The following is an 11,116-nucleotide window of genomic DNA, read 5'->3' on the forward strand; positions in this document are numbered from 1 at the left end:
CTACATTCACGCCGTTCTACGAGGCCAGGCAGGAGATCCGACAGGTGACGACGGAACGATCCGCACAGCGCACTCCCAACCGCCGGCTCGCCGCGCTCATCGCCGAGGCCGGGTTCTCCCATGCAGGGCTGGCCCGCCGCGTCGACGAGCTGGGGCAGGAGCACGGGCTGGACCTGAGATACGACAAGACGTCCGTCACCCGCTGGCTGCGCGGGCAGCAGCCGCGGGGGACGACACCGGCGCTGATCGCCGAGGTCTTCACGCGACGGCTCGGGCGCCGCTTCTCCGCCCAGGACCTGGGGCTCGACGCCTGCACGCCGGTCTACGCGGGGCTGGAGTTCGCCGCGTCCCCCACCGAGGCGGTCGACATCGTCGCCGGGCTCTGGCGCAAGGACACCGGCAGCCAGGCGGAGCTGCGGAAGATCGCGTTCACTCCGGCCGGGCTGGTGGTGCCCAGCCGGGACTGGCTGATCGGGCGCAGCGACGAGCGGGTGGCGCGCGGGGAGGCGGGGGCGCGCCCGGACGCCCCCCGGGTGCCGGCCCAGGTGCGCGGCCCGGCGCTGCGCGGGCGCGGGCCCGAGGGGGCGGGGCAGCGGGTGACGCAGGGCGACATCGCGGCGCTGCGCAGCGTGGCGGAGCTGTTTCGCGCACTGGACCAGGCGTACGGGGGCGGGCACGCCCGCCAGGCGCTCGTGCGCTATCTGGAGCACGAGGTGGAGCCGATGCTGCGCGGCTCGTACAACGAGGTGGTGGGGCGCCGGCTCTTCGCCGCGACCGCCGAGCTGACCCGGCTGGCCGGCTGGACCTCGTACGACATCGCGGCCCACGGCCTCGCCCAGCGCTACTTCGTGCAGGCGCTGCGGCTGGCGCAGGCCGCCGGGGACCGGGCGTACGGGGCGTACGTGCTGGTCACGATGAGCCGCCAGGCGGTCTATCTGGGGCACGGGCGCGAGGCCGTGCAGCTGGCGCGGGTGGCGCAGCAGGGCGTGGGCGGGGCGGCGGTGCCGGTGGTGCAGGCGCTGATGCACGCGGCGGAGGCGCGCGGGCACGCGGTGCTGGGCGAGGTGCGGGCGTGCACGACGTCGATGGGGCGCGCGGAGCTGGCGCTGCGCGCGGCGCGGCCGGGGGACGAGGTGCCGTACTGGGCGCGGCTGTACGACGAGGCGCAGCAGGCGGACGAGTTCGGGCACTGCCATCGGGACCTGCAGCAGTTCCGGGCCGCCGTCCAGCACGCGGAGCGGGCGCTGCAGCTGCGCGGGCAGGGGCACGCGCGCAGCCGGGTGTTCTGCCGGCTGGTGCTGGCGACGGCGCGGCTGGGGCTGGGGGAGCTGGAGTCGGCCTGCGCGCTGGCGGCGGAGGCGGCGCACGCGGCGGCGGAGATGCGCTCGACGCGGGCGCAGGAGTACGTGCGCGACTTCGAGCAGCGTCTGGAGCCCTACCGCGACGCGGCCCCGGCACGGGCGTACCGGGACCGTACGGCGGCGCTGAGCCTGGCGGGGGCCAGGTAGGGACCCCGGGCGGGTTCTCGGGGCTACGCCGCCCGTAAAGCCCCCTCCGGGGTCTCCTGAGGGGCCACCCCCACGTCGCGCAGCAGCGCCCGGGCCGCGCGGCGGCCGGAGTGCAGGGCGCCCTGCACGCTGGAGGTGTCGCGGTGGTCGCCGCAGACATAGAGCCCGGCGAGCATCCGCACCGGGCGGCGCGCGTCGTGCGGGGGCGCCATCGCGGGGACCGCGTCGGGCTCGTGGTAGGCGGCCAGCAGCTCCCAGCGCTCGGCGTGCGTGCCGTGCAGGCGGCCGAGTTGACCCCGGACGGCCTTGTCGAGCACCCGCAGCGGATCGCGGGCCGCGGCGCCCGGCACCGTCGAGGTGACGAGGGTGCGCCCGGCCGGGGCGCGGCCGGGGTCGACGCCACTGGCGACGAACGAGTACGCCACCGGTCCCTCGCCCGCACCGGAGAGCAGCAGCGCCGCCTCGCCGTCGGGGGGCTGCTCGCCGGCGGGCAGGGTGTGGTGGAGCACGGAGACGGGGTGGAAGGCGGGCAGCCGCAGTCCCGGCAGCAGCTCGGCCGCCGCCCGCGCGCCGGTGGCGACCAGCACCGCCCGGCAGTGCAGCGTGCCGTGCCCGCGGGTGGTCACCGAGGTGGTGGAGACGGCCACCGCCTCCACGCCGGTACGGACCGCCTCGCGCGGAAGGGACTCCGCCAGCAGGTGGGGGATCGTCTGCGCGCCGCCCTGCGGCAGGCAGGGCGCGCCGAGGGCGAAGCCGCGCAGGGCGAGGTCCGCGCCCCGACTGGACGTCCCCAGCTCCGGATCGCACAGCAGCGCCGTCAGCAGCGGCCGCAGCATCCCCTCGGCAACGCGCGGCGGCAGCGGACCGGCGGCCAGCGCCCGGGCGGCGGTGCGCTCGGGGCGGGCCAGCAGGCGCGGTACGGGGACCGCGGTCAGCCGGGCCAGCCAGGCCGCGAGGCGGGCGTGGTCCACCGCGCCGCCCAGCGGCGTGCGGTCGCCGGCGCGGGCCGCGCCGGCGAGGGCGCGTACCGCGGCGCGTGCGGGCCCCGTGCTGCCGGGACCGGTGCGCTGCCCGGGGACCACCGGGCCGCTCTCCAGGCCCCGCGAGCCGGGCCGCAGCAGGCGCCGCCGCCCTTCGGAGACGACCGCCACCCCGCCGGGGAAGGGCCGCAGCGGCAGGGCGGACAGCCCCGGGGTGCGGGCGAGTTCGGGGTAGGAGGTGTTGAGCAGCTGCGGCATCCGGTCCAGCAGGAAGCCGTCGACGCTCTCCGTCGCCATCCGCCCGCCGACGCGCTCACCGGCTTCCACGACCACCACCGAGAGGCCGGCCCCGGTCAGCTGCCGGGCGGCGGCCAGCCCGGAGATCCCCGCGCCCACGATCACCACGTCGGCCCTGCGCTCCGGGCTTCCCGCCTGCGTACGTCGTGCGCTGCTGGGCACGGATCCTCCTGGGGGTGTGAAGTCGGGGCCGAGCGCTCTTTATCGCTTCATGGCGCCTGTTTCATGCCCAACCCGGCTGACTCCTACCCGAATCACCGCCGTCGCCACAGCGGTTTCCGGTCACACCGCGTCCGCTTCACGCGACCGCCCGTACCGCCTGCTCGATGCCGGGGAAGGCGAAGGAGAAGCCCGAGTCGAGCAGCTTCGCCGGGACGACCCGCTGGCTGCCCAGCATGTCGTCGGCGAAGTCGCCCATCACCAGCCGCAGCGCCGGCGCGGGCACCGTCAGCGCCGTCGGGCGGTGCAGCACCCGGCCCATGGCGGCGGTGACCTCGCGGTTGGTGACCGGTTCCGGCGCGGTGAGGTTCACCGGACCGGAGAGCGCCGCGGCCGGCGAGGGAGGGTCGATGAGGTGGCGCATCGCCGCCACGTGGTCGTGCAGGGCGATGAAGCTCCAGAACTGCCGCCCGTCGCCCAGGCGTCCGCCCAGTCCCGCCCGGAAGATCGGGAAGAGGTGCCCCCAGGCGCCGCCGTGCCGGGCGACGACCAGCCCGGAGCGCGCGAACACCGTGCGCACGCCGGCCCGTTCGACGGGCTCGGCGGCGCCCTCCCAGGCCTGGACCATCTCGGCGAGGAAGCCCGTACCGGGCCCGGCGCCCTCGTCCGTCCGCCGCTCGCCCGTGTCGCCGTAGTAGCCGACCGCGGAGCCGCAGACGAAGACGCGGGGCGGGCGCTCCATCGCCGCGAGGGCGCGGGCGACGGTCGCGGTGCCGCGCACCCGGCTGTCCCAGTGCGCGCGCTTCACCGGCGCCGTCCAGCGCCGCATGCCGATGCTCTTCGCGGCGAGGTGGACGAAGGCGTCGACCTCGCCCAGGCGCGCGGTGTCGAGATGCCCGCCCTCGGGGTCCCAGCGCACCTCCCCGGGGGTGGCGGGCTCGCGCCGTACGAGTCGTACGACCTGGTGGCTGTCCTGCTGAAGGGAGCGGGTGAGCGCCGAGCCAAGCAGCCCCGACGCCCCCGTGACGGCAATACGCATGGGTGACATCCTGTCCGTCCGGGCCCGCGGACGGAACGGCGCCTGGCAGATTGGAGGGATGTCCAGTCTCTTCATACGGCCGGCCGAGTACTCCGACGAGCACGAACTGCGCGATCTCGACATCCGCACCTGGTCGCCGCTGCACGCGGTCACCCCCAAGCCCGTCGGGGGAGGGCCGCCGTACGACCCCTTCTTCGACGCCCGCCACCGGCCGCAGGAGTACCTGGTCGCCGAGGCCGACGGCCGCCTCGCCGGCTACATCCGGGTGGCGCCGCCGACCAGCCTGGCCAGCAACGCCCACGTACGCCAGATCCAGGGCCTCGCCGTGGACGACTGGGCGCGCGGGCGCGGCGCCGCCCGGGGGCTGCTGCGGGCGGCCGGGGAGCTGGCCCGGCGGCAGGGCGCGGTGCGGCTCACCCTGCGGGTGCTGGGGCACAACCTGCCGGCCCGGCGGCTGTACGAGTCGGAGGGCTTCACGGTGGAGGGCGTGCTGCCGGGGGAGTTCTGGCTGGAGGGGCAGCTGGTGGACGACGTGCTGATGGCGCGGTCGCTGCCGGTGTGAGGGCCGTGCGGGGGGCCGGTGCGGGACGGGCGGCGGGCTCAGTCGGTGCGGAAGCGGTCCCAGAGTTTGGGGAAACGTTCCGCCAGGACGCGGTCGTCCTCGAAGTCCAGCGCCTCACCGCTCGGTTCCGGCGGCGGGGGCGGCAGCTCGGGCTCGGGGATCTCCAGGCCGGTGAGCTGCTCGTACGCCTCGTCGGCCGCGTAGCGCAGCGCCTCCGCCTCGCCGTCCTCCTCCTCGTCGAAGCCGTCCAGCAGCTCGGCCAGTTCGTCCGGCTCGTGCAGGGCGCCCTCGAAGACCTCCCGGCCCTGGCCGATCAGCCAGCAGCGGAAGGCGTCGAAGACGTCGTCGCCGGCTCCGTCCAGCAGCACCCAGGCCGCGCCCCACAGGTCCCAGCGGTAGGCGCGGCTCAGCCGGGACTCGAAGTGCCGGGCGAAGTCCGCCACGGAGTCGGGGTCGAGCTGCGCGAGGCGCTCGACGAGCAGGTCCGCGTGCTCCTCGGGGTCGCCCTCCGAAGCCTCGCGGGTGCTGTCGACCAGCGCCCAGAACTCCGTCTCGTCCATCACGCCCCCCAGCATCGTGCCTGCGGGCCCCGCGCGCACTCGGAGTGCGGCGATCCGCCGTGCGGCGGGGCGGGTCTGTCCGGGGAGGCCATGAATTGTCAGTGGCGTCCGCCATGCTCGGTCCATGGCTACTCATCAGACGGGGAAGACGGAGCAGGCGGGGAAGACGGAGAAGGCGGAGCAGGCGGGGAAGGCACTGGACGGCAGGGTCGCGCTCGTGGCGGGAGCCACCCGGGGAGCGGGGCGCGCCATCGCCGTGGCGCTGGGGGCGGCCGGGGCGACGGTCTACGTGACGGGGCGCACGACCCGGCAGCGGGTGAGCGAGGTCGGCCGCGCCGGCGAGACGATCGAGGAGACCGCGGAGCTGGTGGACGCGGCCGGCGGCCGGGGCATCGCCGTGCCGGCGGACCATCTCGACCCCGAGCAGGTGCGGGCGGTGGTCGAGCGCGTCGACCGCGAGCAGGGGCGGCTGGACGTGCTGGTCAACGACATCTGGGGCGGTGAGCATCTGATCGAGTTCGGCAAGCGGATGTGGGAGATCGAGCTCGACCGGGGCCTGCGGATGCTGGAGTTGGGCGTGCGCTCCCACATCATCACCAGCCACTTCGCGCTGCCGCTGCTGATCCGCGAGCCGGGCGGGCTGGTGGTGGAGGTGACGGACGGCACCGCGGAGAGCAACAAGGGCTATCGCGAGCAGTTCTACTACGACCTGACGAAGAACGCCCCGATCAGGATGGCCTTCGACCTCGCCCAGGACCTGAAGGACTTCGGCGCGACGGCGGTCTGCGTCACCCCGGGCTTCCTGCGCTCGGAGCAGATGCTGGACACCTTCGGCGTCACCGAGGCGAACTGGCGCGACGCGGTGGCCGAGCAGCCGCACTTCGCGGTGGCGGAGTCCCCGGCCTACGTGGGCCGCGCGGTGGCGGCGCTCGCGGCGGACGGGGAGCGGTCGCGGTGGAACGGGCGGTCGCTCTCCAGCGGCCAGCTGGCCCGGGAGTACGGCTTCACGGACGCCGACGGCTCGCAGCCGGACGCCTGGGGGTACTTCACCCGGGTCTTCGCGGGGGAGGAGCCCGATCCGGCGGACTACCGGTAGTCCGCCGGATCGGGGGCCCGGCCCGGGGAGGCGGCCGGGCCGGTCGGGCTCAGTCCAGCCCGTAGCCCAGTCCGTAGCGCTCCGCCGCCTCGGGGAGCGACTCGCGCTTGACCTGCCCGCGCCGCGCCAGCTGCCCCAGCGCCGCCAGCGTGATCGACTCCGCGTCCACCCGGAAGTGGCGGCGGGCCGCCGCGCGGGTGTCGGAGAGGCCGAAGCCGTCGGTGCCGAGCGAGGAGTAGTCCTCGGGCACCCACTGCGCGATCTGGTCGGGCACCTGGCGCATCCAGTCGCTGACGGCGAGGACCGGGCCGGGTGCCCCGGCCAGGGCGCGGGTCACGTACGGGACCCGGTCCTCGCCCCGAAGCTGCGCCGCGTCACAGGACAGGGCATCGCGGCGCAGCTCGCTCCACGAGGTGGCGGACCAGACATCGGCCGCGACACCCCAGTCCTCGGCGAGCAGCCGCTGGGCGTCGAGCGCCCAGTGCACGGCGGTCCCGGAGGCCAGCAGCTGGATGCGCGGGGCCCGGGGGTCCGTCAGCTCGGAGGTGTTGAAGCGGTAGAGGCCCTTGCGGATGCCCTCCTCGACGCCCTTTGGCATCGCGGGCTGCGGCTTGGGCTCGTTGTAGACGGTGAGGTAGTAGAAGACGTCCCGGTCCTCGCCCGGCAGCGCCTCGCCGTACATCCGGCGCAGCCCCTCCTTGACGATCACCGCGACCTCGTAGGCGAAGGCGGGGTCGTAGTTGAGCGAGGCCGGGTTGGTGGCGGCGATGAGGTGCGAGTGGCCGTCCGCGTGCTGCAGGCCCTCGCCCGTCAGGGTGGTGCGGCCGGCGGTGGCGCCGACGATGAAGCCGCGGCCGAGCTGGTCGGCGAGCTGCCACATCTGGTCGGCCGTGCGCTGCCAGCCGAACATCGAGTAGAAGATGTAGAAGGGGATCATCGGCTCGCCGTGCGTGGCGTACGAGGAGGCGGCGGCGATGAAGTCGGCCATGGCGCCGGCCTCGGTGATCCCCTCGTTGAGGATCTGGCCGTCGCGCGCCTCCTTGTAGTACATGAGCTGGTCGCGGTCGACCGGCTCGTACGTCTGGCCGAGCGGCGAGTAGATGCCGGCCGAGGGGAAGAGCGACTCCATCCCGAAGGTGCGGGCCTCGTCGGGGACGATCGGCACCCAGCGCCGGCCCGTCTCCTTCTCCCGCATCAGGTCCTTCATCAGCCGCACGAACGCCATCGTGGTGGCGACCGGCTGCGTGCCCGAGCCCTTGTACGCGGCCTCGAAGGCGCGCGGCGAGGGCGCGGGGAGCGCGGCCGAGGCGTGCAGCCGGCGGGCCGGGGCCGGACCGCCCAGGGCGGCGCGGCGCTCCTGGAGGTAGCGGATCTCGGGGGAGTCGGCGCCGGGGTGGCCGTAGGGGACGGGCCCGTCGGTGAACGCGCTGTCCGGGATGGGCAGGTCGAGGCGGTCGCGCATCGCCCGGAACTCGTCGTGCGAGAGCTTCTTCATCTGGTGGTTGGCGTTCTTCGACTCGAAGCCGCCGCCCAGGGTGTAGCCCTTGACGGTCTGCGCCAGGACGACCGTGGGCGCGCCCTTGTGCGCGAGCGCCGCCCGGTAGGCCGCGTACACCTTGCGGGGCTCGTGGCCGCCGCGCGAGGTGTGGAAGCACTCGGCGATCTGCGCGTCCGTCAGCAGCCTCGCCAGCTCGGCGAGCGCGGGCTCGGCGCCGAAGAAGTGCTCGCGGATGTAGGGCACGTCGCGGGTCTGGTACGTCTGGAACTGCGCGTCCGGAACGGCGCGCAGCCGGCGTACCAGCGCGCCCGTGGTGTCCAGCGCCAGCAGCCCGTCCCAGGCGGAGCCCCAGAGGGACTTGACGACGTTCCAGCCGGCGCCGCGGAACTGGGCCTCCAGCTCCTGCACGATCTTGAAGTTGGCGCGGACCGGTCCGTCGAGGCGCTGCAGGTTGCAGTTGACGACGAAGGTGAGGTTGTCCAGGCCCTCGCGCGCGGCGAGCGCCAGGGCGGCGGTCGACTCCGGCTCGTCCATCTCGCCGTCGCCGAGGAAGGCCCAGACGTGCGAGTTCGCCGTGTCCTTGATCCCGCGGTGGTGCAGGTAGCGGTTGAAGCGCGCCTGGTAGATCGCGGAGAGCGGGCCCAGGCCCATGGAGACGGTGGGGAACTCCCACAGCCACGGCAGCCGGCGCGGGTGCGGGTAGGAGGGCAGCCCCCTGCCGCCCGCTTCCTGGCGGAAGTGGTCGAGCTGCTCCTCGCTCAGGCGGCCGTCGAGGAAGGCGCGGGCGTAGACGCCGGGGGAGGCGTGGCCCTGGATGAAGAGCTGGTCACCGGAGCCGTCCGCCTCCTTGCCGCGGAAGAAGTGGTTGAAGCCGATCTCGTAGAGCCAGGCGGCGGAGGCGAAGGTGGCGATGTGGCCGCCCAGGCCGAGCCTGGAGCCGCGGGTGACCATCGCGGCGGCGTTCCACCGGTCCCACGCGGTGATCCGCGCCTCCAGCTCCGGGTCGCCGGGGAGCTGCGGCTCGGCGGCGGTGGGGATGGAGTTCAGGTACGGCGTCTGCGACAGCACGGGCACGTCCAGCCCGGAGTGCGTGGCGTGCTCCACGGTGCGGCGCACCAGCTGGGCGGCCCGGTCGGGGCCGGCGTGCCGGACGACGGCGTCGAGGGACTCGCGCCACTCGGCGGTCTCCTGCGGGTCGCGGTCCACCAGCTGGTCGAGCGCGCTCGGGCGGGGAAGGGGGGTGTCTTCCGCCCGTACGTCGGTGACGGATTCGGTCATGCCGCCGACTGTACGTCTGATCGATGATCGATCAAAGCTAGCCCGAAAAGTCGGCACGGGGTGCCAAAAGGTACGGCACGAAGTGTCGCGCCGAATCGGGGCGAAGGGAAGATACCGGAGCGGTTGGCTGGCGGGACGGAGGGGGCGGGCGCAGGCACCGCTCCAGCCCGTCCGGCCCGCGGGCAGGGCCCGCTGCCGGACGCGGCGAGGACGAGGCGCGCAGCGCCGACCGGGGGTGCGGGGGGCCCGAAGCGCGACGTGACCCGGAGGACGGGCGCCCTACCGATGCGGCGCGCAGCCCAGGACGTGCGCCTTCACCAGCTCCGCGACCCCCGGGTCGCCGCGTCGGAACGCCGCCACGATCTCCCGGTGCTCCTCGGCGTACGCCTCCTGCCGCGTCCCCAGCCACCGGATCGACAGCGAGGTGAAGACCTCGATCCCCAGCCCCTCCCAGGTGTGCAGCAGCACGCTGTTGCCCGCCGCCCGCACCAACTCCCGGTGGAAGCCCACCGTGTGGCGCACCTGCGCCTCCGCGTCCCCCGCCGCGTCCGCCTCCCGCAGCGCCGCGACGTGCGGGTCCAGCACCGAGGCGTCCGCGCCCAGCCGCGGCGCCGCCAGCTCCGCCGCGATCTGCTCCAGCCCGGCCCGTACCGGATAGATCTCCTCCAGGTCCGCCGCCGTGAGGCTGCGCACCCGCACGCCCTTGTTGGGCGAGGACTCGATCAGCCGCAGGCTCTCCAGCTCCCGCAGCGCCTCGCGTACGGGCGTCTGGCTGACCTCCAGCTCGGTGGCCACCCGCCGCTCCACGATCCGCTCGCCCGGCTGCCAGCGCCCGCTGATGATGCCCTCCACGATGTGCTCGCGGATGTGCTCGCGCAGGGAGTGCGCGATCGGGGCGGACGGGCCGGGGGAGGCGGTCATCGGGGGGCTCCTGGAGGGCGCGGGGGACGCGGGCCATTATCTCCCCCCGGAGCGCCGGGCCGCGCGGACTCCCGTACGACGGTGCCGGCGGCACGCACAACGGTGCCCCGCCCGGGAGTTGGACCCGGGCGGGGCACCGTACGGGGCGCGAGCCCCTGTTCCTGCGGCGGAGGGGTCAGAGACCCAGCTCGGTCTCGAACTCGCCGGACTCCAGGATCTCCTTGACCGTCGTCAGGTAGCGGGCCGCGTCGGCGCCGTCCACCAGGCGGTGGTCGTAGGAGAGCGTCAGGTACGTCATGTCGCGCACCGCGATGACCTCGCCCAGCGCCGGGTCGTTGATGACCACCGGGCGCTTGACGGTCGCGCCGATGCCCAGGATGCCGACCTGGTTCGGCGGGACGATGACCGTGTCGAACAGCGCACCGCGCGAGCCGGTGTTGCTGATCGTGAAGGTCGCGCCGGACAGGTCGTCGGGGCTGATCCGGTTGGAGCGCACCGCGCCCGCCAGCTCCGCCGTACGCCGGGCGATACCGGCGATGTTGAGGTCGCCGGCGTTCTTGATGACCGGGGTCATCAGGCCCTTCTCCGAGTCCACCGCGATACCGACGTTCTCGGTGTCGAAGTAGGTGATCGTGCCCTCGTCCGCGTTGATCCGGGCGTTGACCGACGGGTTGGACTTCAGCGCCTGGACGGCGGCCTTGACGAAGAACGGCATCGGCGAGAGCTTGACGCCCTCGCGCGCGGCGAAGGCGTCCTTCGCGCGGGCCCGCTGCTTCATGAGCTTGGTGACGTCCACCTCGACCACGGAGGAGAGCTGCGCCTGCTCGTGCAGCGCCTTCAGCATGTTGTCGCCGATGACCTTGCGGATCCGCGGCATCTTCACCGTCTGGCCGCGCAGCGGCGACGCCTCGAAGGACGGGGCCTTCGGGGCGGCAGCGGCGGCCGGCGCCGAAGCGGCGGCCTTCGCGGCCGCGGCGGCGTCGAGCACGTCCTGCTTGCGGATCCGGCCGCCGACGCCGGTGCCCTTGAGGGAGCCCAGGACGACGCCGTTCTCGGCGGCCAGCTTGCGCACCAGCGGGGTCACGTACGCGCCACCGGTGTCACCGGAGGCGGCACGGGGGGCGACGGCCGGCGCGGGGGTGGCGACGGGCGCCGGGGCCGGAGCGGCGGCCACGGGTGCGGCAGCCGGGGCCGGAGCCGGGGCAGCGGCGGCCGGGG

Annotated in this window: 9 protein-coding genes; 3 read left to right on the forward strand and 6 right to left on the reverse strand. The window is 74.7% G+C overall.

Going from position 1 to position 11,116, the window contains the following annotated elements; all coding sequences use genetic code 11:
• Window positions 1-44 precede the first annotated feature (44 nt).
• Window positions 45-1,508 carry a regulator gene (locus ACFQLX_RS23780; RefSeq protein WP_386418315.1) on the forward strand — a complete coding sequence of 488 codons (1,464 nt, stop codon included), beginning with the start codon at window positions 45-47 and terminating at the stop codon, window positions 1,506-1,508.
• Window positions 1,509-1,531: 23 nt separating this feature from the next.
• Here the strand turns inward: ACFQLX_RS23780 and ACFQLX_RS23785 are convergent, their stop codons facing one another.
• Together ACFQLX_RS23785 and ACFQLX_RS23790 are read right to left on the reverse strand one after the other, a co-directional pair.
• Window positions 1,532-2,947 (reverse strand): NAD(P)/FAD-dependent oxidoreductase, encoded by a 1,416-nt coding sequence (locus ACFQLX_RS23785; RefSeq protein WP_386418316.1) that lies wholly within the window; start codon window positions 2,945-2,947, stop codon window positions 1,532-1,534.
• A gap of 136 nt (window positions 2,948-3,083) precedes the next feature.
• Window positions 3,084-3,992, reverse strand: a complete 909-nt coding sequence (locus tag ACFQLX_RS23790; RefSeq protein WP_386418317.1) for a TIGR01777 family oxidoreductase — start codon at window positions 3,990-3,992, stop codon at window positions 3,084-3,086.
• A 49-nt stretch (window positions 3,993-4,041) separates the two neighbouring features.
• Here ACFQLX_RS23790 and ACFQLX_RS23795 point away from each other — a divergent pair, with 49 nt between their 5' ends.
• On the forward strand, window positions 4,042-4,545 hold the full coding sequence (locus tag ACFQLX_RS23795) for a GNAT family N-acetyltransferase (RefSeq protein WP_386418318.1): 504 nt from the start codon (window positions 4,042-4,044) through the stop codon (window positions 4,543-4,545).
• Between the two features lie 38 nt (window positions 4,546-4,583).
• Here the strand turns inward: ACFQLX_RS23795 and ACFQLX_RS23800 are convergent, their stop codons facing one another.
• Window positions 4,584-5,105 carry a DUF4240 domain-containing protein gene (locus tag ACFQLX_RS23800; RefSeq protein WP_386418334.1) on the reverse strand — a complete coding sequence of 174 codons (522 nt, stop codon included), beginning with the start codon at window positions 5,103-5,105 and terminating at the stop codon, window positions 4,584-4,586.
• A gap of 124 nt (window positions 5,106-5,229) precedes the next feature.
• Between ACFQLX_RS23800 and ACFQLX_RS23805 the strand changes: the two genes are divergently transcribed.
• A complete protein-coding gene (locus ACFQLX_RS23805; RefSeq protein ID WP_386418320.1) occupies window positions 5,230-6,201 on the forward strand; it encodes an SDR family oxidoreductase in 972 nt (323 codons plus the stop codon).
• A gap of 49 nt (window positions 6,202-6,250) precedes the next feature.
• Here the strand turns inward: ACFQLX_RS23805 and aceE are convergent, their stop codons facing one another.
• The 3 genes from aceE to sucB all read right to left on the reverse strand — a co-directional run.
• Window positions 6,251-8,977: a pyruvate dehydrogenase (acetyl-transferring), homodimeric type gene (gene aceE, locus ACFQLX_RS23810; protein WP_386418322.1), complete on the reverse strand. Its 2,727-nt coding sequence runs from the start codon at window positions 8,975-8,977 to the stop codon at window positions 6,251-6,253.
• A gap of 279 nt (window positions 8,978-9,256) precedes the next feature.
• Window positions 9,257-9,898, reverse strand: coding sequence for a GntR family transcriptional regulator (locus ACFQLX_RS23815; RefSeq protein ID WP_386418323.1), 642 nt, complete (start codon window positions 9,896-9,898; stop codon window positions 9,257-9,259).
• 175 nt (window positions 9,899-10,073) lie between these two features.
• Window positions 10,074-11,116 (reverse strand): 2-oxoglutarate dehydrogenase, E2 component, dihydrolipoamide succinyltransferase (sucB, locus tag ACFQLX_RS23820; RefSeq protein ID WP_386418325.1); only part of this gene is annotated, 1,043 nt, incomplete at its 5' end.

The sequence above is a fragment of the Streptomyces polyrhachis genome (genome assembly GCF_042663125.1).
Classification (GTDB): Bacteria; Actinomycetota; Actinomycetes; order Streptomycetales; family Streptomycetaceae; genus Streptomyces; species Streptomyces polyrhachii.

Bases quoted from the DNA above. Each gene is read 5' to 3' on its own strand.
- ACFQLX_RS23805 (WP_386418320.1), top strand. From the start codon at position 5,230: ATGGCTACTCATCAGACGGGGAAGACGGAGCAGGCGGGGAAGACGGAG.
- aceE (WP_386418322.1), bottom strand. From the start codon at position 8,977: ATGACCGAATCCGTCACCGACGTACGGGCGGAAGACACCCCCCTTCCC.
- ACFQLX_RS23790 (WP_386418317.1), bottom strand. From the start codon at position 3,992: ATGTCACCCATGCGTATTGCCGTCACGGGGGCGTCGGGGCTGCTTGGC.
- ACFQLX_RS23800 (WP_386418334.1), bottom strand. From the start codon at position 5,105: ATGGACGAGACGGAGTTCTGGGCGCTGGTCGACAGCACCCGCGAGGCT.
- ACFQLX_RS23795 (WP_386418318.1), top strand. From the start codon at position 4,042: ATGTCCAGTCTCTTCATACGGCCGGCCGAGTACTCCGACGAGCACGAA.
- ACFQLX_RS23815 (WP_386418323.1), bottom strand. From the start codon at position 9,898: ATGACCGCCTCCCCCGGCCCGTCCGCCCCGATCGCGCACTCCCTGCGC.